The following is a 21,998-nucleotide window of genomic DNA, read 5'->3' on the forward strand; positions in this document are numbered from 1 at the left end:
CTCAACCGTTGCTTATTTTTGGTCCTCATTCTAATAACAGTGATGAAGACTTACTGTATTAACAGGTCATTAATTGTCAGTGTTAGCCATTATTCTATTGCCTTAACAAATTAAATAGGTAACAATTATATTGTACACAATATATTTTTAAGGATATCGATATGATCAAGCTTCACCATCTCAATCACTCTCGTTCCAAAAGAATTATTTGGCTGCTAGAAGAGCTTGGTCTCGATTATGAAGTCGTCCCATATCAGCGTGACTCAGTGACATTTCTTGCACCACCCGAGCTGAAGTCGGTACACCCACTTGGCAAATCTCCAGTGATCGAATTAGACGGCCAAATCATCACAGAATCCGGTGCTATTACTGAATATCTTATCGAGCGATTTGGCGCAGACCAATTGGCACCAGATCGTCAAAGCCTTATCTACGCCGATTATCTGACTTGGCTACACTTTGCAGAAAGTTCTGCGATGCTTCCGCTACTTCTGAAAGTGTTTCTTGCAAAAGAGCCTGCAGAAACCGCCTTCCTATCAAGCTATGCAGATATAGAACAAAGCAAAGTACTGGATTATGTGAATCAGCAACTTGAAGGTAAACGCTATCTGATTGAAGATCGTTTGACTGGTGCAGACATCATGATGTCGTTCGTGGTGGATGTTGTCACGAATTTAGGCGTCATTAGCCAATACGCCAACATTCAGCGCTACTCAGAGCAGCTGGAGAAAAATCCAAACTACCAAAAAGCGATCGAAATTGAACTTCAACATAACCATTAAGCGGCGCTTGGTCATTCCTATTATGAGATAATCGCCGAACCACGCCGCTCCATATCAATCAGCATTACTGATATGAGCGGCATAATGCGTATCTCGCCCTATTTACCTGACGACCAAAACATCAGATCCGATTTATAATCATTAACTATGCTTCGCTTTGGCAGTGTCGAACCATGCTCACTAAGCCAACGATTCAGCACTTTGTATGCATACCATGCTCCGATTACATTGGCGATGGACAATCCTACCCAAGTCCCTTCTAACGACCAATATGACCCAAGCAAAGCAAGCGGTATTGTCAAACCGAGCGACTTCACTATGGTAAGTTTTAGCGACGTTCGAGGCGATTGCACCCCATTGAGAAAAGAGGTTGTAATGAGTAGTAGCCCAAACATAGGGAAACTTAAGCCGACAGTCCAAAAATAATAAACTCCTTGCGCCACAACCGCATCAGATTGGGTAAACAGCGTCATGATCGTCTGTGGAAATAGCGCCACAATAGTGAAGGCCGCTATCCCCCAATAAACGGTCAGTCGTCCTGCGTGAGCAACGATTTTATCCAGTCTATGCCAATGTTTAGCGCCAAAATTCTGAGCCACGAAAGGCGTCATCACAACACTCAATGACAAAATGCCCACCAGAATTAGCGATTCTATGCGCGTGACAATACCAAAAGCCGCGACCGCATCCTCGCCGTAACCAGACACGATGCGGGTTATCACTGCGATCGCGACTGGGTTCAAAAGCTGAGCCGCAATTGCGGGCATGGCAACGTATAACATGCCTCTAAGATCCTTTATCGCCTGTCGAATATCCATAAAGAAGCTGAGTGAGAGCAACGACTCGCGCACTAACATCGTCATCATCAAGAGGAAGATGACAGCCCAAGAAAGAACCGTAGCGTAGGCAGCTCCCGCTAACCCCATGGCAGGAAAAGGTCCAAAACCAAAAATCAGCACATAGTCGAAGACCACATTAACAATCCCACCAATCCCCATCACCAATGTCGAACGAATCATGATCCCTTTTGCCATCAGCGCCGCATTACCAATTAATCCTGCTACCAGCGCAAACATGCCGATAAACAGAGGCTCCATGTACTGCTTGACCAAAGGTAACATCACCTCAGTCACACCTAGCGCAAAGAATAGGGCATCCATAACCGACAAACCGATAATAGAGAGCAGCACGGTTAGAAAGACGAAAGCAACGATAGCGAGAGTAGTCAGCTGCTTAGCTTTTACCCATTGCTTTTCTCCCAGCACCTTCGCTACCGACGAAGACACGCCAGCAGCGGCGCCCATAAAGAAGGACACTACTAAGATGTATACTGGGTAAGAGAAGCTCATCGCAGCCAGTTCTTGCGTACCGAGCTTCCCGACAAAATAGGTGTCGATAAGCTGGAACATGAAGGTCATCAGCATGCCAAATGCGGCGGGAGCGGTCATGGAAATCAGTGCCGGACGTACCGGCGAGGTAATTATTTTCGCATCCATTGCGTTATCCCTATTCCCTATCGGTCGGATTAGCTCACGGTCAGTTGAGCCACCGCAGAAGCTACTTGATCCGCTAGCTCACCATTGGTGATTTTCTGCTGCTCAACATCAAAATTGTCGTAGAAACTAGGAATCGACACTGATGCTTTCACATCCGCGGCAAAATAAGGTGCAGATCCAGAGGCTGCAGCTAGCACGCTTTGCGCTCCACCTGGGCCAGGTGAGGTAGCTAAATACACCACAGGTTTGTTTTGAAACACTTGCATGTTGATGCGAGAGCTCCAATCAAACAGGTTTTTGTAGGCTGCGGTATACGAACCATTGTGCTCGGCAAGGGAGATAATCACTGCGTCAGCATCTCCAATCAACTGATAAAAGCGCTGCGCTTGTTCAGGAATTCCAGACTGTTTTTCACGATCTTCACTATAAATTGCGGCTTCAAAATCGTTGAGGTCGATAAGATTCACCTCTGCGTTCTCAAGTAGGTTTGCCGCGTAACCGGCTAGAGTTTGGTTAATGGATGATCGGCTATTGCTGGCACCAAATGCGAGTACTTTAATTACTTTTGTCATGATTGTTCTCCTAATTCTTGTATGCGTCTAAACCCACGTATTCAATAAACTCAATCACATTGTCGTCAGGGTCTCTGATAAAAAACGATAAACCCGTTGGATGGGTCATTGGACCACCACTAAGGGGGATGTTGAGCTCTGCCAAGTTGGCCATCACTTGATCAGCACTCGACACTTCAATTGCCACATGGGTGTAACCTGTGTGTTTAACGGGTACATCCATAAGTTGGTTTTTCTTTTCACCTGAATTCGCATTCAGAATAAAATTAATATTGATACCACTTGGATGCTCAACAATGGCTACAGGCTCGGGTCCTGCTGGTCCTGCGATGTATTCAAAACCTAGCTTGGCGTAAAAGTCTCTCGATTGTTCAAACTCACTCACTCGAATTCCTATGTGATTCACTCGGCTAATCTGCTTCATGTTGGCACTCCATTGTTCTACTTGTTCATGGTTAAATTCAGTGTAATTGCTAGTCATATGGAAATTAATGACTAAAATGTAAAATCATTATTTCCATATGACTAGGAATAAGCACGATGTACAACGGGAAGCTATTGGATGGTTACGTGGTCTTTGTCGAGGTTGTGGATAGTGGCAGTTTCACTGTCGCAGCGGAGCGGACACAGCACTCCACCTCATACATCAGCAAAGAAGTGACCAAGTTAGAAGAACGCTTAGGCGTGCGTCTACTTCAACGCACTACACGTACGCTGAAACTCACTCCTGAAGGGGAAAATTTTTACCAACATGCTCGTGATGTTGTCGATGCGGCACAAGCTGCGGAAGAGTCGTTGTCCGGTAGTCAAATTGAGCCGTCCGGCCTACTAAAAATCACCTGTCCTGTTGCCCTTGGGCTGTCCACTATGAGCGCGATCTTTACCCAGTATGCGCAACGTTATCCCAAGGTCACTTTAGATATCGATCTGAGCGATAAGAAAGTCGACGTCATTGAACAAGGAATCGATATTGCGATTCGTGCGTCTGATAGGCTTGAAGACTCCTCACTCATCAGTCGTAAACTCTTTACTGATAGAGGAATTACGGTGGCCTCTCCTGCTTACCTTCAGCAATATGGAACACCAAGAGCGCCTAGCGAATTGGCTCATCACAACATCATTAGTTATAGCTACGCGAAAAACAACAAACGCTGGGTTTATGAGAATCTTGATGGGAATGAAGCTTCGGTGGACATCACCAGTAGAATCACGGTCAACAGCGCTAAAATGGAACTAGAAATGTGCAAAGCCGGATTGGGCATCACCCGTTTGCCGCGATTTTATTTAGGTAACGAACTAGAAGCCGGAGAACTGATCGAACTGTTTGACGACTATCCAAAGCATCAACTTGGTGTCTACATGGTGTATCCGAGTAGAAAACACATGTCAGCAAAAGTAAGAGCGTTCAAAGACATTGTCGAAACAGAGCTGGTTCATTCCTTGTCTTTGCGTCAGAAGGAACTAAACAAAGGAATGGCGTAATAAGAAAAGAAAAAGCCGTCACTCCCAACTATGAAAAGAGTGACGGCTAAGTGCTGAAACCAATCTGGATAAGTGGCGATGGAGTCACTTATATAGATTGACCTCACCTCAGTGTCCGGTTTGTTGAGTGCTGAGTTCAACTCAACGGAGCTGAGAGGACGGTATAGCCAGTTCTTGTTTTAGAAACATCAAAGCCTTCATTGGTGAATATGAGCCTTTAAAGTTTCGTTGCCGGGTTCGTCCTGTTAGCTAATGAGATTCGAGCCTCATCGTTGCTTGTGTTATTTCTTGTCTTCTGGTTTGAACTCTTCGTTATCATCCACGGTCAGTGGTTTTCCATCTGGTCCAAAAATCGCAATCGCACTGCCCAAACTCACTAGACGCATAGCCAGTGATGGAGAAACTGCTTTCTGGACCCCTTTTTCTGCTAAGATCTCACCTTCCCAAGCTCGGTCCATGTAGCGACCACTTTGTGTAAACTCAATAACTGTTCTCATGATCTTTCCTCCGGTTTTAATATCTAGCTCGCGCAACGGTAAGTTCTACCGCTCGTAGTTGAGCCAGTGCTTTTGCAAGTTCGAGCTGTGCCTGAGCAAAATTAACGTCGTCGGTATACTTGTTAATGTTCTCTTCGGCTGCGCGGCGCGCCGCTTCCGCTCGAGCTTTATCAATATCTTTGCCGTGTAATGCCGTATCTGCGAGTACGGTAACCACGTCAGGCTGTACTTCTACCAAGCCACCCGATACATACAAGATCTGCTCTGGTTGCTTGAGATCACCAAGAATTCTTGCAACACCTGGCTTGATCTTGCTGATTAATGGGGAGTGGCCGGGACGAATCCCGAGCTCACCATCCGCTCCGGCAACGGCGATTGCATGAGCTGGCCCTGAATACAGCGTCCCTTCCGCACTCACCACATTGAGTTGAAAGGTTGTTTGTGAAACACCTATTGCCATCACGTCACCCCTTACAGTGTTTTCGCTTTCTCAAGTACTTCGTCGATAGAGCCGCAGTACATAAATGCTTGTTCTGGGATATCGTCATATTGACCGTTAAGCAGACCTTGGAAGCCCGCAATAGTGTCTTTCAAAGGCACAAACACCCCTGGCTGTCCAGTAAAGACCTCAGCTACGTGATACGGCTGCGTTAAGAAACGCTCTACCTTACGAGCTCGAGATACCAGTTGCTTGTCTTCTTCGGAAAGTTCATCCATACCCAAGATGGCAATGATATCTTTGAGCTCTTTATAACGTTGCAGTGTTTTTTGTACCGCTTGCGCTGTGTCGTAGTGCTCTTGACCAATTATTTGCGGATCAAGCTGGCGAGACGTTGAGTCAAGCGGGTCGATTGCAGGGTAAAGACCCAAAGCTGCAATGTTACGTGACAGTACAACCGTTGCGTCCAAGTGAGCAAACGTCGTTGCTGGCGATGGATCCGTTAAGTCATCCGCAGGTACGTACACCGCTTGAATCGAAGTAATCGAACCATTTTTGGTCGATGTGATACGCTCTTGCAGTACACCCATCTCTTCCGCCAGCGTTGGCTGATAACCTACTGCTGATGGCATACGACCGAGTAACGCTGATACCTCTGTACCCGCCAAGGTGTAACGATAGATGTTATCGACAAACAGCAACACATCACGACCTTCGTCACGGAAGCGTTCTGCCATGGTTAAGCCTGTCAAAGCAACACGAAGACGGTTACCCGGTGGCTCGTTCATCTGACCATAAACCATGGCCACTTTGTCTAAAACGCCCGCTTCTTTCATCTCGTAATAGAAGTCGTTACCTTCACGAGTACGCTCACCAACACCAGTGAACACCGAAAGCCCTGAGTGCGCTTTCGCGATGTTGTTGATAAGTTCCATCATGTTGACGGTCTTACCTACACCAGCGCCTCCGAACAGACCGATTTTACCGCCCTTAGCAAATGGACAAATCAAGTCGATAACTTTCACGCCAGTCTCAAGTAGTTCAGTACTGTTTGACTGATCTTCGTAGCTAGGCGCTGGACGGTGAATCTCATACGACGCTTGTTCGCCAATTGGACCACACTCATCGATAGGTTGGCCTAGAACGTTCATAATACGCCCTAGTGTTTCCTCACCTACGGGTACGGTAATTGGGCTACCTGTAGTTTCTACTTGCAGACCACGTCTTAGGCCATCGGATGAGCCCATCGCGATACAGCGAACCACACCGCCACCAAGTTGTTGTTGTACTTCTAAAACAAGTGAGCTGTTTTCATCACCTACGACTTTTAGAGCGTCGTATACTCGCGGACCGCTGTTTTGTTCGAACTCTACGTCGACAACGGCACCGATGACTTTGACAATTTTGCCAATACTCATAATCTTACCTCTGAATCCTGTTACACCGCTTGAGCGCCGGCGGTAATCTCACTCAACTCTTGAGTGATCGCTGCCTGACGTGCTTTGTTGAACACGAGTTGCAAGTCATCAATTAACTGACCTGCATTGTCCGTTGCGGCTCTCATTGCAACCATTCGCGCTGCTTGCTCACAAGCAATGCTCTCTACCACACCTTGATACACAAGAGACTCAACGTAGCGCAGCATCAAATGGTCCAAGATATCTCTTGGTGCTTGCTCGTAGATGTAGTCCCAACGTGTCTCTTTTTCCGCTTCTTCTTGCTTAGGAAACGGTAACAACTGCATCACGGTAGGTTGTTGCGTCATGGTGTTTACAAATTGGCTATAAACCAGAAATAGTCGGTCTATCTGCCCTTCTGCGTAATGCTCCATCATGGCGTGGACAGTACCCAGTAGCTCTTCGAGCTTTGGGTGGTCTCCCAAACCTGAGGTTTGAGCAATGACACGCCCTGATGATTGAAAAAAGCTGATTGCTTTTGAACCAATCAATGTGGTGTCAACTTCGACACCTTGCTCCTGCCAGCTTTGCATTTCAGACAAAACTTTTCGGAACAAGTTGGTATTTAAACCGCCACATAAGCCTCGGTCTGAAGAGATAATGATGTAAGCAACACGCTTAACTTCTCTCTCTTGCAGATACGGATGGCTATATTCCAACGTACCGCCAGACACGTGACTGATTACTTTTTTCATGTTGTCTGCATAAGGTCGAGACGCTTCCATATTGTCTTGAACCTTACGCATTTTGCTTGCCGCCACCATCTCCATCGCACTGGTGATTTTCTGAGTACTTTGAATACTCGCAATCTTGGTGCGTATCTCTTTGGTATTTGCCATTACTGACTCCTACTTGGTTGATGGTTAATATTGCAGCGCAGAAAACTCTTCTAGCAGCGTATAAAGCTTGCCTTCGATTTCCTTGTTGTAATCACCAGTTTTGTTGATCTCTTCGAGTAGATCAGCTTGAGTCTGTTTGGCAAAAGCCACCAAACCATCTTCAAACTCCGCGAGCTTGTTCAGTGCCACATCTTCCAAGAAACCCTTTTCGGCTGCGAAGATGACTAATGCTTGATTCGCAACAGACATTGGTGCGTACTGCTTTTGCTTCATGAGTTCAGTCACTTTTTCACCGTGGTCAAGCTGCTTACGAGTCGCTTCATCTAAGTCAGATGAGAACTGCGCGAAGGCAGCTAGCTCGCGGTACTGAGCCAATGCGGTACGAATACCTCCAGAGAGCTTCTTGATGATCTTGGTTTGTGCTGCACCACCTACACGCGATACTGAGATACCAGGGTCAACAGCCGGGCGTAAGCCAGAGTTAAACAACTGAGTCTGCAAGAAGATTTGACCATCGGTAATTGAGATAACGTTAGTCGGTACAAACGCAGATACGTCACCCGCTTGCGTTTCGATGATCGGTAATGCGGTTAACGAGCCAGTACGACCTTTAACTTCACCATTAGTAAAACGCTCTACATAACCCTCATTAACTCGAGCTGCGCGCTCTAGAAGACGTGAGTGAAGATAGAAAACATCACCTGGGAACGCTTCACGACCCGGTGGGCGTTTTAGTAGTAGTGAGATTTGACGGTAAGCAACAGCTTGTTTAGACAGGTCATCGTAGATGATCAATGCATCTTCGCCGCGGTCACGGAAATATTCACCCATGGTGCAGCCTGAATATGGTGCCAGGTATTGTAATGCAGCAGATTCTGATGCTGACGCCACCACAATAATGGTGTTTGCTAGTGCGCCATGTTCCTCTAGCTTACGAACCACGTTAGCAATCGTTGAGGCTTTTTGGCCAATCGCGACATAAATACATTTAACGCCAGTGTCACGTTGGTTGATGATGGCATCGATAGCCATCGCCGTCTTACCTGTTTGACGGTCACCGATAATCAGCTCACGCTGACCTCGACCGATTGGCACCATAGCATCAACCGCTTTGTAACCAGTTTGAATTGGCTCATCCACTGATTTACGGTCGATTACACCCGGTGCAATCACTTCTACAGGGTCAAAGCGTTCAGCTTTCACTTCGCCTTTGCCATCGATAGGCTGACCCAAAGTGTTCACCACACGGCCAAGCAGCGCAGGGCCAACTGGCACTTCTAAGATACGACCCGTACCACGGACCTTCATCCCTTCACAAAGGTCAGCATAAGGGCCCATCACTACCGCACCAACAGAGTGGCGTTCTAAGTTAAGCGCTAGGGCAAAACGGTTATCTGGTAACTCAATCATCTCACCTTGCATAGCATCCGCAAGACCGTGAATGGTGATAATACCGTCACTGACCGAAATGATGGTTCCTTCATTTCTCGCCTCACTCGCCATGTCAAAATTGGCGATGCGCTCTCTGATCAGTTCACTAATTTCATTTGAATTCAATTGCATCTCTTTCCCCTACTATGCGTGTAGGTTGACAGCAAGACGGTGTAACGATGAGTAAATACTTCCATCTAACACCTGCTCGCCCGCTTTAATCATCACTCCACCAACAAGGGATGGATCAATTTGCTGTTCTATCGTTACCGTTTTGCCAAACTTAGCTTCAAGCGCGTTCTTTATGTCCACCAATTGGTCTTGTTCCAATGGCTCTGCGGTGTAAACCAAAACTTCCATGGTTTTTTCATATTCCGCTTTCATTTCAAAGAACAGCTCAACAGTGGTTGCCAGTAGCTTGAGTCTCTTGTTTTCAGCCATAACACGTAAGAAGTTCTTAACGTATTGGCTAAGCCACTCATCACACGAGGTCAGTATCATATCGAGCAAGACTTGCTCTGAACTTTCCTCTTCAAGGTCTTCAATCACCTCGACGACCGCTGGCTGTGATACCACCATTTTTAAAAGCCCTAACGCTTGTCCCCACTCATCGAGCAGTGCCTCATCAAGGGCAAAGTCAAACGCAGCTTTGGCATAGGGTTGAGCAATTGAGGTAAAGTCATTCATCTGATTTACCCCTACATTTCGCTAATCATGTGCTCAACAAGCTCACGGTTACTCTTAGAATCAAGGTTTTTGCGAATCAGTTTGCTGGCACTTTCAATCACTAAATCTGCCATTTCAGATTTCAGCTCCTGACGAACCTTGCTCTTTTCGCTCTCTACCTCAGCTTTACCTTCAGCGATGATTTTCGCTTTCTCTTTTTGCGCTAGCTCTGCTGCTTCTTCCACTAATTGGTTTTGACGTTGCTGTCCTAACTCAATAATGGATTGTGCTTTTTCGCGCGCTTCCGCAACGATGCTCTCACCGTTTGCTTTTGCTAGTTCAAGTTCTTTTGCCGCGGCTGCAGTATTCTTAATACCAGTCGCGATTTCGTCTCGACGCTCGTCAAGCAGTGTTACCAATGGTGGCCACACATATTTCATGCAAAGCCAAACGAAGATAACGAAGGAGATTGCTTGACCCAGCATGGTTGCATTTAGGTTCATAACATCCTCACCAATGTTTACTTATTAAAAATCAATTAAGCCACTGCGAAGATGATGTAGAGACCAATACCAACACCAATCATAGGAACCGCATCCACTAGACCCATCATGATGAAGAACTGAGTACGAAGCATCGGGGTTAAATCTGGTTGACGTGCCACACCCTCTAGGTATTTACCGGCAAGGTTACCGATACCTGCTGCCGCACCCGCCGCACCAAGACCAATTAGAAGTGCACCTGCTACATATAAAACAGCACTTACAATATCCATAACAACTCCTGAGAAATATATTTAGTAAATTAAGTTTGAATTAGTGATGTTCTTCTACTGCCATGCCCATATAGACGACAGTGAGAACCATAAATATAAACGCTTGTAATCCGACAATTAATATATGGAACAATGCCCACGGAACACTTAACGCCCATTGCATCCACCATGGCATTAGTGCGATAAGAATAAATATCATCTCACCCGCATACATATTGCCAAATAGTCGCAGACCTAATGAAATAGGTTTTGAAATTAGTGTGACTAATTCAAGAACCAGGTTCACCGGATATAACAAAGGATGTGAAAATGGCTGAGTAGTCAGTTCTTTAATAAATCCTTTTATGCCTTTATGTTTAAAGGTATAACCAAGGACTAGAATAAATACTCCTAACGCCATTGACATAGTGACATTAACATCCGCTGATGGTAGGTCTCTAAAGTGACCAAGTCCTATTGCTCGGGTAAAGGCTGGAATAAAATCGATAGGTAATAAATCGATAGCATTCATCAAGAATACCCAAACAAAGATAGTCAGAGCCAATGGACCTATTAGTTTATCTTGTGCTTGGAAAATTTCTTTTACCAGTCCGTCGACAAACTCAAACACCAATTCAACGAGACATTGCAATCGGCTAGGAACCCCACTTGTCGCCTTGGAAACCGCATAGCGAAAGCCTACGATAAAGACGATACCCAGTAACCAAACCATCAACATTGAGTCTAGGTTTATGCCCCAAAAACCATCACCCGAAGTCCAGAACGTCAAATGGTGTTCAATATAGTCATGTGCTGATTGAACGTTTTCCATTACGCTTTCCTCTGTAGTTCAATGGTTTGCTGATCTTTAAGCATTGGACTGATAAAGAAACCTAATACCGTAATGCAATATCCGGCTAATACAGTAACGTTACTCAGTTCCATAAATCGAAATGTCAAAATGAACATCACTATGGTGTAGATCATCTTGATATTGCGACTCAAACGCATCAGATCTTTTAAATTTTGTTGCGGCTTATATTTAGCTTTTAGCGACGCGAATATCATGCCTATGAACGGAGGTACAACTGCAATAATCACTCCGATTAACGCCGATTCTATATCTAGTTTGTCTTTAAAAAAGAGCTCGTAGAGTATAAATACCGACCCAAGCATCAACTGGCTGTATAATATCCGCTTCCCAGCTAGCATTATATCTTCGCTGGGGATACTAGCTTGCATCAGCAATCCTTAATTGTATTTAAAACATATTGATAAATTTAATTACCGACTAAATTAATTAATGGATAACTAAATTTATCATCGACGCAAAATGTAGTTATTTATCTACACAGCTTGCGAGAAGAAAGATACACCCAACAAAGTGATAATATAAATAATAATTAGCGAAACTTATCATTTCATTTTTGGAGGATTTATTTATTTGTATTCCATTAATGATCAAGCTACGTTTATATAGTAAGCCAATACTTACAGACTAACTTATTCACAAGGATGTGAACTCTTTAGTTATTTACATTTAACCTTTACTATTTTTTGATAAATACACTTATCAACTTAGATTATATTTGCTTAATTATATTTCACTCCTTGATCGTTTATTCTTCCCCACCCAACAGAATAGACTTTCAAGGAGTGATTTTTTTATTTCTAGTCCTTATAAATTTTCCTTCTACCACCACGCTTCGTTAATGTAACGCTTTGTCACTCAAGTTAACTACATTAGTAACAACCTAGCGACAAATCACTCAACAATCCCACCCACAACCCTTATATATCAATGACTTAATATGTTTTTATACATTCTTACATTTGTTCATTTTCAAAAATAGAAAGTAAGATATCAGTGATAGAGATCACATAGAGAAGTGCTATAACACTAATACTGATTATCTTGTAAACAATATTACTCATGGATACTCTCTTTGTATTTAAGATTTATCTCATTTACGGACTAGCATTTATAACGCTATTTTTCGCGATATTACTGCGCGATATGTCCAGCAGTGAAATAAAAATTGCTAAAGTTCTTCCTTACTTAGGCATTTCTGGATTGGTGCTTGGCTTCCATGAGTGGAGCGAATTGTATCTTGCTATTTACCAACAAGAGTTCGTCATTACGAAACCGATGGAAGTACTACTTCTATTAAAGTTTGTTATTGCCTATCTTCCTTTAAACCTATTCGCATGGAAGATGACCGAACTTCTAGATGCCACTATTGCTAAAACCGTTCGCCGTGTCTGGTTAGGCCTAGCGACTCTCTTACTCGCGGTTTCCTTCTATCAGTTTTCTACTCAAGATTTTTACGCCTTTACCATTAGCGCCACTCGCAACGCACGACTCCTTTTTAGCTTGATCGCTAGCTGTGTTGCAGGGGTTGGTCTTGCGTTGTATTCAAAACAGTTAGAAGAACAAGATGTTCCCAACCATCTGTACTTCTTGCTATCTGGCATTGCCTTTTTCATATACGGCCTCGGCAGCGCCCTTGTTTTTGCTCAGTATGGAGCTTGGGTCTTGGTCTTCCGCTGTGTTGGTGCTGTCATGCTATTGGCAACACTGTGGCAAGCATTGAAGATGTTTGATCTCGAAAGAAAACAACAAATAGAAGAGGCACTATCACTGTCTCTACAAAATCAGAAGTTAAAAGAGCTTGGAGAACTATCTTCAGCCATCGCCCATGAGATAAAAACACCTATTAGCAGTGCTCTTATGAGTTGTGATTTGTTAGAGCAGAATCGCGAGAACCAAGAAATCGCAGACCGTCAAATCGTCCGTATACGTCGAGGACTTGAGCGAGCGGCTTGCATAAGCCAAGAAGTACTACGTTACTCACATCAGCACAGTATTGAGCGGGAGCGAGTGCATGTTGAGAGCATAGTGAATGCCGCTCTCGATATGCTTCGCTACCGTCTTGCTCAATATGACCTGACGTTAGATATCGACCCTAAACTCTATGTCAGAGGCGATAAAGCCTTGCTTGAAGAAGTCGTTATCAACCTTGTATCCAATGCTCTTGATGCCAGCGCCAATCAACGCAAGCTAGCCATCAGAGTTCAAAAAGATCATGACAAAGTGTCATTGAAAGTACGCGACTGGGGTACAGGAATGTCCCCTAAAACCTTAGAGAAGGCGACACAACCTTTCTTTACCACTAAACCAAAAGGCAAAGGTACCGGTATGGGCCTTGCCCTCGTTAAACAAATTGCCACACAACATAACGGCTCTATTACATTCTCGAATGTTTGCCCGGGGCTACTTGTTGAGTTCAAACTACCAGGAGTTAAATAATGAAACTGCAACTACTTTTAGCTGAAGATGATACGGACTTAAGAGAAGTATTGGAGGAAGCATTATCACTTGAAGGCTTTGAAGTCACCGCCGTCGATAATGCCGAAGATGCTCTTGATCTCGCGAAAGAAAAGACGTTTGACCTAGCCCTATTCGATGTGGTGATGGGTGGAATCACTGGCATTGATGCGCTGACAACACTACGCCGATTCCAACCCAATATTGGTGTAATTGTCACTACCGCATTTGCTACGGTAGACCTTGCGGTTGACGCCATGAAAAAAGGCGCTGATGAGTTTCTGACTAAACCATTTAACCTATCCGCACTCTCCGTCACACTCAAACGTGTTCATGCAGAGCGCTCTCCTAAGGACGTGCAAAATGCCGAGTCTCGTGACCAAGTATTCAGCGCACTATCGAACCCAATTCGCCGCACCGTAGTGAGACAACTAAAAGTACACCACAAAATTAAGTTCATGGATCTATGCCGAATTGTCGGTATCGAGGATCATACGAAATTCAACTTCCACTTAAGACAACTTGTAAACTGTGGGCTGGTAACTAAGGACAACGGCAAGGTATACACTTTAACTACTTTGGGCCAGCAGGTTTATACCAGCATGCTTCAATAAGTTCGACAAACAGTAATCAGTTCTTGGTAGGCACTTCTATCGCGAGAGTGCCTACTCGATCATACAGGAGCTATTTGTGTGCTTTCGAATAGAGAATAATCACTCAGATAACTCTGAAATTGCCTCCTGTAACTCTTCTTCAGCATCCGCTAGTTTGCGCTCCTTTTTGTTGATTTTTTTCTGATCACCCTTAGCTTTTGCTTGCTCCAGCTCTTGAGCTCTTTCCGCTACCTTTTTCTTCTTGCTCTCCACTTTCTGCATTCGTTCCTTATAGAGCTTTTCATCAGTGCAGTAATTTTGAACATTCTCTATGGCTAATTCGAGGCTTTGGATCTCATGAGTGTTGTTATACTTTTTAGCATATTCCAGCTTGGTTTTGAGTCGCTGCTCTTTGGCCGCACACCCCGTCAACGCTTCTTGGGCAGACACACTGCCACTAACGGATACGGTAAGTGCTAGCAAGGTTAATGTCATTTTTCTCATAGTGTACCTAAATAGATTACGTCTCTTAGACTTCGGCTAAAGAAACTAGTGGCATAAAAAAGCAAACACCTCTTAGCTTAACATTAAGATACTATACGTAAAGATTAATTATCTAGATTGGCTTAAATTGGAGCCATGTGCCCAAAGTGACGCATGAGTGCATACACATGATGTATTTTCCTATCAATCGTATACTGCTTATAAACACACTCTAGGTATTCATCGGTTCACGTTCACAGACAAAACACAAACTATACAAAACTGGAACAACCAATAAGACAATCGGTAGCGAAAACAATAGACCATAGCCGAGTGTTAACGACATCGGCCCCATATAAACGTCAGTGCCACCTATACCGTAAGCGAGTGGTAATAAGCCCACTACTGTTGTCAAGGAGGTTAATAATATTGGGCGCAGTCGACTTACGGATGCCTCTATAACCGCATCAACACCACAATTTCCATCAGCTCTTAGTTCGTTGATTCGATTAATGAGAACCAAAGCGTTATTCACAACGACTCCAGCCATTCCGAGCACTCCTATCAACGCGAATAAAGACAACGCTTGAAAGTGCACAACCAATGCCATCAACGATGCAACAACAGCAAATGGAATCACTGCCATTACTAAGAGTGGTTGAAGTAGCGAATTAAACATGATCGCGAGAACAAAATAGATCGCCACCATAGCGGAAGGAAAAGCAACAATAAATCCACTCATGGTTTCATTAGTTTTTTCCGCTTCACCGCCAATATCAATAGTTACTGTAGCAGCGTATTTACCCTGTAGTTCAGTAAGTAACTCGTTCGACAGTGCTACTGAGCTTAGGGCATCATCCGTTATCTGTGCTGTTACAGTCACTTCTCGCTGTCCATTGTAATGTTTGATCAGTCTAGGGGAGTCAATTTGCTCTACTCTTGCCAAACGACTCAACGGGACTTGTTTTCCATCTGAGGTATAGATCTTTGTTGTCGCTAACTTTTCTAGAGAGCGGTAGTCTTCATTTAAAATCATACGGATATCGACTTCTCGGGTGCTTAACCACGTGGAAGAGACTTTCTCGCCATCAAAGGCAATACGTAGTGTATTGGCAAGGTCCGCTATCGTGAGTCCATATTTCGCTAGCCATGTGTGCTGTGGCACTATTTTTAATTGAGGATCTTTTAAGGCTTCACTGTTAGTAACATTCGCAAGACCAGAGTGCTCGGCTAACCATTTAGATACCAGCTCGACCGCTTGTTGACGATCATGCTCCAATCCTCCCAAGACACGCACTTCGATAGGCTCTCCTGGAGGCGGTCCTCCTGCATCAATGGAAAACTTAACAAACACCTGGTCACTGTAACTGGCAACCTTACGATTCAGTTCAGCGACGATCTCATCTGCTGTGCGCTTTCGCTGGCTATAATCACTCAAGTTGATTCGACCTGTACTCACCGGCGATTGATAAGTCATTTCAAAACTGTCGAGTTCGTCTACGGGTAGTGACTTTATTGCCTGCTCGATTCTCGCATGCATTACGCGAACATTTTCTAACGAGGTTCCCGGCTTTACCTCGGTATGTACCTCTACATATTTTGCAGCTTGTGAAGGAAAGATATCTAATTTAAGAGTCATCACTAGACTCGTCCCTGCTAATGCAACGACGATCGCCGCGGTAATAACAGACTTTTTGTAGCGAAGACATTTGGTCAACATCCGCTGATACCAGCCAGCTACCTTAGTGAATTTGCCTGAAGTAGCACGCTTTGATTCTAACGATCCAGAAAGGTGTGCAGGTAAGGTAAAGGTACATTCACCAAGAGAAAACAACAGTGCGGTAATAACCGTAATTGGGATAACGACAATCACTTTCCCCATAATGCCAGGAATAAACATCATCGGAATGAATACCAAGGCCGTGGTCGTCAAGCTGGCCAAAATAGGCTTAATGACCGCTTTAGTTCCCTCAATTGCAGCTTCAACTCCCCGTTTCCCCGCCTCTTTTTGTTGATAAATGCTTTCGGCAACAATCACTGAATCATCAACAATGATTCCTATAACTAACAACAATGCCGCCAAGGTAATACTATCGAGATTCAGCCCAAGCATCGGCAATACGATCATGACACCCAATATGCAAAATGGAATTGAAATAGAAACCCAAAAAGCAACTTGTCTTTTGAGTACCATGCTCAAAACTAGTAATACTAAGAGCAGACCAATAGCACCGTTGGTCGACACGATAGTAAAGCGATTGCTCATGTCATCAGCGAGGTTCATTCCATATTGGAAAGCGAACTGCCCCTGGTACGTAGTTTGTTCTTGCTCTAGCAACGCTTTGATACTGGCGACCGTTTTAGTGATATCCGCATTGCCGCTGTTAGAGATATCGAATAACACCGCATCTTGACCATTGATCACTCCTTGTTGCGTCGCTTTCGCAAAGGTATCAATCACTTGCGCAACATCGGAAACTTTCACTATAGTGCCGCTAGGGAGCGCCTTAATAACGATATTTCCAATTTCCTGCGCCGATTGCACTTGAGTCATCGTGATCAGCTTTTGCTCGCTGTTTTTAGCGCGTACCATTCCGCCCGATTGTGACAAGTTCGACTGAACAATTGCATTACTTATCTCGGCAAACGTTAATTGATAACGACTCGCCTTTGTAGGATCAATCTCTACCCAAAACTCTCGCTCGCTATACCCAGAGAGTGTGACGGTTTGAACACCTGATAGTGCGCTTATCGCACGTTCTAAGTGGTACGCATACTCTTGTAACTCTCCATTCCCTTGCGTCTCGCCAACAGCACTGATGCCGAACGATAGAACAGAAAATGAAGATGTTTGCTTTTGAGTCACTAGTGGCGGGTTAGTGATATCTTTCGGTAAACCACTCACCCTATCGACGGCTTGTTGAATATCGCGCATAACTTGTGTGGAATCGACATCTGGAAGAAACTCCAGTTCTATTGCAGAAAAGCCATCCACAGATTGAGAGGAAAAAAAGTTAATACCTTTTACCGTGCGTAACTCTTTCTCCAATGGATTAGTAACATTGACTTCAACATCGGAAGCCGTTGCTCCTGGGTAATGGGTCGTCACCTCAGCGGATTCGAAGGCAACATCGGGGTATTCTTGCAGTTTAAGAGTGTATAATGAAATCACTCCCATCATTAATACCATAATCGTAATAATTCGGGCGAGAAACGGGCGCCGAGCAAAATAGGAGATTAAAGAAAACATGGTCAAAATCGCCTCTTATTTCACGGAAGTTTTGATTTGCGAAACATCGGTCGTGGCATACATCGACATACCTGGTATCAGCTTAAAATCGGCGTTTTTTATATCAACTTCAATCGGATAAGCCATGTGCTGAACATCCATTTCCACTCCTATACGAGCAATGGATGCCACCACTTTTTGCTCTGGACTTGTCTCTGCCCAAAGTTCTATCGACTGTCCCACCGATAGCAAAGACATATCATGCTCACTAGCTAACAGACGTACCGTCAACGTATCAATACTCACAAGTCGATAAAGCAAATCACCTTGGTTTACCCAAGCACCAACTTGTGTATCACGGCTCACCACAAAGCCTTCAATATCGGCTCGGATACTTGTCTCTTCGAAGTTTTTCTGAGCAATATCAAGTTCAATTTGTGCCAGCTTAAGTAATGCTTTGGCATTGAGGTAATCAGCTTTGGCGATATCAAGTTCATTAACAGATAAGTTGTTGTTTTTAATAAGCTCTTGATAACGTTCGTATACGGAACGTTTGAGTTTGATCTCTGCTTGTGCCAGTTCCAGATTGGCCGTGGTACGAGCTAGTTCAAACTGAAAGTCTTGCTTTTTGATTTCAGCTATAACCGTGTACTGCTGAACCTTATCCCCGACCTCTACGTTCATGGTTTCAATCACGCCATTGACTTCGGCAACCACATTTACCGATGACAAACTGACCGTTTGCCCAATTAGTTCTATGGCTTGACCCCAAGGCGCCACCAGACTTAAAGCCAAACAAACTAATGATTTTGGTGTTTTCATATCACACACTCCCTTAGTAAATAAGAGCAGTGTGCAGGAGTCGATGTCGAGTTTTTGTCAAAGCTGTTTTACCACTTAGCAATCGCGTTTCGACAAAAAATCGACACAAGTTTGCTATCATCAATTCACGCTATTGAATTGGAAACATGTATGAGTGTGTTATCTGGAAGCCAGATCTTAGTCGTAGAAGACAATGAAGAACTACAAGGCATATTGGCGGACTTTCTTGAAGTCAAACAAGCGGAAGCGGACTTTGCAAGCAATGGTGAGTTAGGCCTATCGCTTGCTCTATCTCATGCTTTCGATGCCATTATTCTAGATGTAATGATGCCCAAAAAAGATGGAATGCAGGTAGCACGAGAACTGCGCCTTAAAGGCTGCACGACACCTATTCTTATGCTGACAGCACTAAATGGACAATCTGACTTATTGACCGGTTTCGATTCTGGAGTTGACGACTTTCTCACTAAGCCGTTCCAGTTTCCTGAACTCGAAGCCAGACTTACCGCGCTAATTAAGCGCTATCGTGGTCAAGTTGCCAAAAGCATGCTTAGATTTGGCGATATTGTTATTGATGAAAAAAGCCATCAAGTGACACGACAAGGCGAAAACATAGAGTTAAGCCCAGCGACCTATCAAATACTAGTAGCCCTAGTAAAAGCTCAAGGTGAAGTGGTATCGAGAGAGTCATTAATTCAGACTCTTTGGGGGGAAAATGTGCCCGATAAAGACGTATTACGAAGTCATATCTATTTACTGAGGAATGTCTTAGATAAGCCGTTCGACTTTCCATGCCTGATGACGGTACCTAAATTTGGCTTCAAACTGGTAATTCAATGATGAAAAGGTCAAAGTCACAACCTAGTTATTACTCCATAAAACAAGTCAAAGCTCGCTTGTTGCGAACCTTCTCTCTTATCGCTTTGGTCACTTCTTTTTTGGTTTTCTTTGCCTTTTCGCTTCACTTGGCCTTAGAGGAAGACGACCAGATCGAACATCACTTAGTGTCATTTGAAGAAATAGCCCAATCATACTATCAACTTCGCCAAGTAAATCAGGCTCAGCTCAGTAAAAGCGTTACCGCGTATTTTGATGCTAATATGCTACCGAAAAGAATCGCACAACAAGGACCTTTCCCATCAGGAAAAGTAACGAAATACAATACCTTCCTCGAAGATGGCTTTTTGGTCTATCACACCAAGTTTCAGTTTAACGAGCAAACTATCCCGCTTTACCTCACCATTGATTCGAGAGCAATGGACTTTGGAGATGACTCTTGGGACACATTGATGATCATTTCAATGCTACTGATGGTCTTTCTGATTTTTGTCTTGCGGTTATCGCTGAAAAGGGTCTTCGACACATTAATGTCGCCAATCTCATCCCTCAGCCACCAACTCGCAAGTAACCAAGTCGGAGCATTCTCTATCACAGAGCATTCAATTTTAGAGCTGCAAACACTCACCGAGCATCTTAATAGTTACACGCAAATGAAAGAGCGTGTCGCCAAACAAGAGCTTATGTTTGCCAAGTATGCGAGCCACGAGTTGAAAACGCCCATTGCCGTTGTATTGGGTGCCGCCAACTTACAGGCAATGAAACAAGATGAGGCTTTTCAAACCAAGCAACGTGAACGCATACTCAAAGCGGCAAACGGTATGCAACAGACCGTGGAACTGCTACTAAACATCGTTAAGCAAGAAAATGCGAGTCCCGATAGCTTATCGACCAAAGTCAATGAACAAGATTTGGAGCTAGCAAAATACTATTCAAGTGCTTCAAAAGATACAAAAGTAACGGTGCAGATCGAAGAAGGGACAGCGGTTAACCTACCATTGATAGCCGTGAGAATGATAGTCGGAAATTTACTAGACAATGCCATACGTTTTACAGCCAATGGGGAGATTTCCGTCCGTATCTCATCTCAGGAAATTTGCATTACTGATAACGGCTGTGGACTGAACAATAATAACGATATTGAGCATGGGCTGGGGCTGCTGATTGTTCATCGGATCGCAGAAAGCTATAGCTGGCAATTTACACTTTCGAACAATACTAACGGTAATGGATGCTGCGCGAGACTCATACGGATTGATAGCTAGACGCAAACGATAGGAACCAAGTCGTTCCTATCGTTACACGATCATCACCCGTAATCCTCAGTTATCGCTAGATTGCTTGACTAGATCTGGGAACTGTTCGAACAAAAAGTCTAAGAACAATCGAATGCGTTTGGGTTGGTATTTTTTACTCAAATAGACCACATTCAAATCCGCACTTGATACCGTTGTCGAAGCATTGAAGTTTTTCATATAGCCGTTAAGCACTGTTACCAAACGACGATGGTTAATGTCTGCCTGAACATCCAATAGTGACTTGAGAGCAATACCCGCTCCCTCTAACGCCCATCGACGAATCACTTCACCATCATCTGAAAAACGTTTGGGCGTTACCGTAATGGATTTTCGTTGGTCATTTTCTCGAAAGTGCCACGTCTTTAACTCTTCGTTATGACGCAACATCACTAAACAATCATGCCCAACCAAATCTTGAGGGGTAATAGGAGTCCCCCGCTTTGCTAGGTACTCTGGCGAGGCACACAACACACGGCGACTGGACGCTAATCTGCGAGAGATGAGGTTACTATCCGCCATTTCCCCATAGCGAATGACAATATCCATACCCGATTCGTTAACGTTCGACAGGTGGTCATTGAGGTAGAGATAAGGAATGACGTCAGGATAGCGTTCTGAAAACTCATTCAGAATGGGCACAATGTATTGTTTGCCAATGTCTTTTGGCGCAGACACTCTCAGCGCGCCTTTTACCTCTTTAACGCCACTTTGGATAATATTTTCCACTTCATTGACGTTATCCAATATATCCAAGCAAGCTTTGTAGTAGAGTTCTCCTGAGTCAGTTAACGATACGTGGCGAGTACTTCGATTAAGCAGTTTAACGCCATAACGCTCCTCCAAAGCCTGAAGCCTAGCCGTCATTGAGGCTGGCGACAATCCAAGGTCTCTGCCCGCAGCCGCTAACCCTTGGTGCTTAACAATGCTCGCGAACATCTCCATATCTGAAAACTTATCCATAGGCGCTCCATTATTTAACCAATCCGAATAATG

General features: G+C 44.2%; 23 protein-coding genes. 6 read left to right on the top strand and 17 right to left on the bottom strand.

Translation table 11 applies throughout. The features are described from left to right. Positions 1 to 161: 161 nt before the first annotated feature. Positions 162 to 782: a glutathione S-transferase family protein gene (locus tag OH456_RS02750; RefSeq protein ID WP_270032745.1), complete on the top strand. Its 621-nt coding sequence runs from the start codon at positions 162 to 164 to the stop codon at positions 780 to 782. Between the two features lie 98 nt (positions 783 to 880). Here OH456_RS02750 and OH456_RS02755 read toward each other — a convergent pair whose 3' ends face one another. Genes OH456_RS02755 through OH456_RS02765 form a run of 3 tightly spaced genes read right to left on the bottom strand, consistent with a single transcriptional unit; the run spans position 881 to position 3,274 of the window. Then, positions 881 to 2,278 (bottom strand): MATE family efflux transporter, encoded by a 1,398-nt coding sequence (locus OH456_RS02755; protein WP_270032746.1) that lies wholly within the window; start codon positions 2,276 to 2,278, stop codon positions 881 to 883. 29 nt (positions 2,279 to 2,307) lie between these two features. Next, positions 2,308 to 2,838 carry an NADPH-dependent FMN reductase gene (locus tag OH456_RS02760; RefSeq protein ID WP_270032783.1) on the bottom strand — a complete coding sequence of 177 codons (531 nt, stop codon included), beginning with the start codon at positions 2,836 to 2,838 and terminating at the stop codon, positions 2,308 to 2,310. 22 nt (positions 2,839 to 2,860) lie between these two features. After that, complete coding sequence (locus tag OH456_RS02765; protein WP_270032747.1) at positions 2,861 to 3,274, bottom strand: VOC family protein; 414 nt, start codon at positions 3,272 to 3,274, stop codon at positions 2,861 to 2,863. 116 nt (positions 3,275 to 3,390) lie between these two features. On the opposite strand from OH456_RS02765, the gene OH456_RS02770 reads away from it, so the two are divergent. Beyond that, positions 3,391 to 4,332, top strand: a complete 942-nt coding sequence (locus OH456_RS02770) for a LysR family transcriptional regulator (protein ID WP_270032748.1) — start codon at positions 3,391 to 3,393, stop codon at positions 4,330 to 4,332. Between the two features lie 281 nt (positions 4,333 to 4,613). Here the strand turns inward: OH456_RS02770 and OH456_RS02775 are convergent, their stop codons facing one another. From OH456_RS02775 to OH456_RS02820, 10 genes are read right to left on the bottom strand one after another with little or no spacing between them, the layout of a single operon-like run. Continuing rightward, positions 4,614 to 4,829, bottom strand: coding sequence for a hypothetical protein (locus tag OH456_RS02775; protein ID WP_006070144.1), 216 nt, complete (start codon positions 4,827 to 4,829; stop codon positions 4,614 to 4,616). Between the two features lie 16 nt (positions 4,830 to 4,845). After that, a complete protein-coding gene (locus OH456_RS02780) occupies positions 4,846 to 5,289 on the bottom strand; it encodes a F0F1 ATP synthase subunit epsilon (RefSeq protein ID WP_006070145.1) in 444 nt (147 codons plus the stop codon). An 11-nt stretch (positions 5,290 to 5,300) separates the two neighbouring features. Continuing rightward, entirely contained in the window at positions 5,301 to 6,686 is a 1,386-nt protein-coding gene (gene atpD, locus OH456_RS02785) for a F0F1 ATP synthase subunit beta (RefSeq protein WP_006070146.1), read from the bottom strand. 20 nt (positions 6,687 to 6,706) lie between these two features. Then, complete coding sequence (gene atpG / locus OH456_RS02790) at positions 6,707 to 7,564, bottom strand: F0F1 ATP synthase subunit gamma (protein WP_031493101.1); 858 nt, start codon at positions 7,562 to 7,564, stop codon at positions 6,707 to 6,709. Positions 7,565 to 7,588: 24 nt separating this feature from the next. Continuing rightward, positions 7,589 to 9,127 carry a F0F1 ATP synthase subunit alpha gene (gene atpA, locus OH456_RS02795; RefSeq protein WP_038230813.1) on the bottom strand — a complete coding sequence of 513 codons (1,539 nt, stop codon included), beginning with the start codon at positions 9,125 to 9,127 and terminating at the stop codon, positions 7,589 to 7,591. A gap of 12 nt (positions 9,128 to 9,139) precedes the next feature. Further along, entirely contained in the window at positions 9,140 to 9,682 is a 543-nt protein-coding gene (locus tag OH456_RS02800; RefSeq protein ID WP_038230814.1) for a F0F1 ATP synthase subunit delta, read from the bottom strand. Positions 9,683 to 9,693: 11 nt separating this feature from the next. Beyond that, positions 9,694 to 10,164: a F0F1 ATP synthase subunit B gene (locus OH456_RS02805; RefSeq protein WP_006070150.1), complete on the bottom strand. Its 471-nt coding sequence runs from the start codon at positions 10,162 to 10,164 to the stop codon at positions 9,694 to 9,696. 35 nt (positions 10,165 to 10,199) lie between these two features. Further along, positions 10,200 to 10,436 (bottom strand): F0F1 ATP synthase subunit C, encoded by a 237-nt coding sequence (atpE, locus tag OH456_RS02810; RefSeq protein WP_004727739.1) that lies wholly within the window; start codon positions 10,434 to 10,436, stop codon positions 10,200 to 10,202. Positions 10,437 to 10,476: 40 nt separating this feature from the next. Continuing rightward, complete coding sequence (gene atpB / locus OH456_RS02815; protein ID WP_006070151.1) at positions 10,477 to 11,247, bottom strand: F0F1 ATP synthase subunit A; 771 nt, start codon at positions 11,245 to 11,247, stop codon at positions 10,477 to 10,479. After that, entirely contained in the window at positions 11,247 to 11,657 is a 411-nt protein-coding gene (locus OH456_RS02820) for an ATP synthase subunit I (RefSeq protein ID WP_006070152.1), read from the bottom strand. The genes atpB and OH456_RS02820 overlap by 1 nt, the downstream gene beginning before the upstream one ends. A gap of 691 nt (positions 11,658 to 12,348) precedes the next feature. Here OH456_RS02820 and OH456_RS02825 point away from each other — a divergent pair. Both OH456_RS02825 and OH456_RS02830 read left to right on the top strand, forming a co-directional pair. Next, positions 12,349 to 13,725, top strand: a complete 1,377-nt coding sequence (locus tag OH456_RS02825) for a sensor histidine kinase (RefSeq protein ID WP_006070154.1) — start codon at positions 12,349 to 12,351, stop codon at positions 13,723 to 13,725. Continuing rightward, positions 13,725 to 14,357 carry a response regulator gene (locus OH456_RS02830; protein ID WP_006070155.1) on the top strand — a complete coding sequence of 211 codons (633 nt, stop codon included), beginning with the start codon at positions 13,725 to 13,727 and terminating at the stop codon, positions 14,355 to 14,357. The genes OH456_RS02825 and OH456_RS02830 overlap by 1 nt, the downstream gene beginning before the upstream one ends. 99 nt (positions 14,358 to 14,456) lie before the next feature. On the opposite strand, the gene OH456_RS02835 is transcribed toward OH456_RS02830, so the two are convergent. The 3 genes from OH456_RS02835 to OH456_RS02845 all read right to left on the bottom strand — a co-directional run bounded on the left by OH456_RS02835 (position 14,457) and on the right by OH456_RS02845 (position 18,870). Next, positions 14,457 to 14,840: a DUF1090 domain-containing protein gene (locus OH456_RS02835; RefSeq protein ID WP_198558603.1), complete on the bottom strand. Its 384-nt coding sequence runs from the start codon at positions 14,838 to 14,840 to the stop codon at positions 14,457 to 14,459. A 211-nt stretch (positions 14,841 to 15,051) separates the two neighbouring features. Next, positions 15,052 to 18,069: an efflux RND transporter permease subunit gene (locus OH456_RS02840; protein ID WP_270032751.1), complete on the bottom strand. Its 3,018-nt coding sequence runs from the start codon at positions 18,067 to 18,069 to the stop codon at positions 15,052 to 15,054. A 15-nt stretch (positions 18,070 to 18,084) separates the two neighbouring features. Continuing rightward, positions 18,085 to 18,870, bottom strand: a complete 786-nt coding sequence (locus OH456_RS02845; RefSeq protein ID WP_270032752.1) for an efflux RND transporter periplasmic adaptor subunit — start codon at positions 18,868 to 18,870, stop codon at positions 18,085 to 18,087. Between the two features lie 150 nt (positions 18,871 to 19,020). Here OH456_RS02845 and OH456_RS02850 point away from each other — a divergent pair, with 150 nt between their 5' ends. Next, entirely contained in the window at positions 19,021 to 19,710 is a 690-nt protein-coding gene (locus OH456_RS02850) for a response regulator transcription factor (RefSeq protein ID WP_062461940.1), read from the top strand. After that, entirely contained in the window at positions 19,707 to 20,972 is a 1,266-nt protein-coding gene (locus tag OH456_RS02855; protein WP_333482759.1) for a sensor histidine kinase, read from the top strand. The genes OH456_RS02850 and OH456_RS02855 overlap by 4 nt, the downstream gene beginning before the upstream one ends. A 57-nt stretch (positions 20,973 to 21,029) precedes the next feature. Here OH456_RS02855 and OH456_RS02860 read toward each other — a convergent pair whose 3' ends face one another. Further along, positions 21,030 to 21,965 (bottom strand): LysR family transcriptional regulator, encoded by a 936-nt coding sequence (locus tag OH456_RS02860; protein WP_038230823.1) that lies wholly within the window; start codon positions 21,963 to 21,965, stop codon positions 21,030 to 21,032. Positions 21,966 to 21,998: the final 33 nt, after the last annotated feature.

The organism is Vibrio sp. La 4.2.2 (genome assembly GCF_027586995.1).
GTDB lineage: Bacteria > Pseudomonadota > Gammaproteobacteria > Enterobacterales > Vibrionaceae > Vibrio > Vibrio mediterranei.

Bases quoted from the DNA above. Each gene is read 5' to 3' on its own strand.
- OH456_RS02775 (WP_006070144.1), bottom strand. From the start codon at position 4,829: ATGAGAACAGTTATTGAGTTTACACAAAGTGGTCGCTACATGGACCGA.
- OH456_RS02820 (WP_006070152.1), bottom strand. From the start codon at position 11,657: ATGCAAGCTAGTATCCCCAGCGAAGATATAATGCTAGCTGGGAAGCGG.
- OH456_RS02855 (WP_333482759.1), top strand. From the start codon at position 19,707: ATGATGAAAAGGTCAAAGTCACAACCTAGTTATTACTCCATAAAACAA.
- OH456_RS02755 (WP_270032746.1), bottom strand. From the start codon at position 2,278: ATGGATGCGAAAATAATTACCTCGCCGGTACGTCCGGCACTGATTTCC.
- OH456_RS02835 (WP_198558603.1), bottom strand. From the start codon at position 14,840: ATGAGAAAAATGACATTAACCTTGCTAGCACTTACCGTATCCGTTAGT.
- OH456_RS02825 (WP_006070154.1), top strand. From the start codon at position 12,349: ATGGATACTCTCTTTGTATTTAAGATTTATCTCATTTACGGACTAGCA.
- OH456_RS02750 (WP_270032745.1), top strand. From the start codon at position 162: ATGATCAAGCTTCACCATCTCAATCACTCTCGTTCCAAAAGAATTATT.
- OH456_RS02830 (WP_006070155.1), top strand. From the start codon at position 13,725: ATGAAACTGCAACTACTTTTAGCTGAAGATGATACGGACTTAAGAGAA.
- OH456_RS02860 (WP_038230823.1), bottom strand. From the start codon at position 21,965: ATGGATAAGTTTTCAGATATGGAGATGTTCGCGAGCATTGTTAAGCAC.
- atpG (WP_031493101.1), bottom strand. From the start codon at position 7,564: ATGGCAAATACCAAAGAGATACGCACCAAGATTGCGAGTATTCAAAGT.
- OH456_RS02770 (WP_270032748.1), top strand. From the start codon at position 3,391: ATGTACAACGGGAAGCTATTGGATGGTTACGTGGTCTTTGTCGAGGTT.
- atpB (WP_006070151.1), bottom strand. From the start codon at position 11,247: ATGGAAAACGTTCAATCAGCACATGACTATATTGAACACCATTTGACG.
- atpE (WP_004727739.1), bottom strand. From the start codon at position 10,436: ATGGATATTGTAAGTGCTGTTTTATATGTAGCAGGTGCACTTCTAATT.
- OH456_RS02845 (WP_270032752.1), bottom strand. From the start codon at position 18,870: ATGAAAACACCAAAATCATTAGTTTGTTTGGCTTTAAGTCTGGTGGCG.
- OH456_RS02850 (WP_062461940.1), top strand. From the start codon at position 19,021: ATGAGTGTGTTATCTGGAAGCCAGATCTTAGTCGTAGAAGACAATGAA.
- OH456_RS02800 (WP_038230814.1), bottom strand. From the start codon at position 9,682: ATGAATGACTTTACCTCAATTGCTCAACCCTATGCCAAAGCTGCGTTT.
- atpD (WP_006070146.1), bottom strand. From the start codon at position 6,686: ATGAGTATTGGCAAAATTGTCAAAGTCATCGGTGCCGTTGTCGACGTA.
- OH456_RS02780 (WP_006070145.1), bottom strand. From the start codon at position 5,289: ATGGCAATAGGTGTTTCACAAACAACCTTTCAACTCAATGTGGTGAGT.
- OH456_RS02840 (WP_270032751.1), bottom strand. From the start codon at position 18,069: ATGTTTTCTTTAATCTCCTATTTTGCTCGGCGCCCGTTTCTCGCCCGA.
- atpA (WP_038230813.1), bottom strand. From the start codon at position 9,127: ATGCAATTGAATTCAAATGAAATTAGTGAACTGATCAGAGAGCGCATC.
- OH456_RS02765 (WP_270032747.1), bottom strand. From the start codon at position 3,274: ATGAAGCAGATTAGCCGAGTGAATCACATAGGAATTCGAGTGAGTGAG.
- OH456_RS02805 (WP_006070150.1), bottom strand. From the start codon at position 10,164: ATGAACCTAAATGCAACCATGCTGGGTCAAGCAATCTCCTTCGTTATC.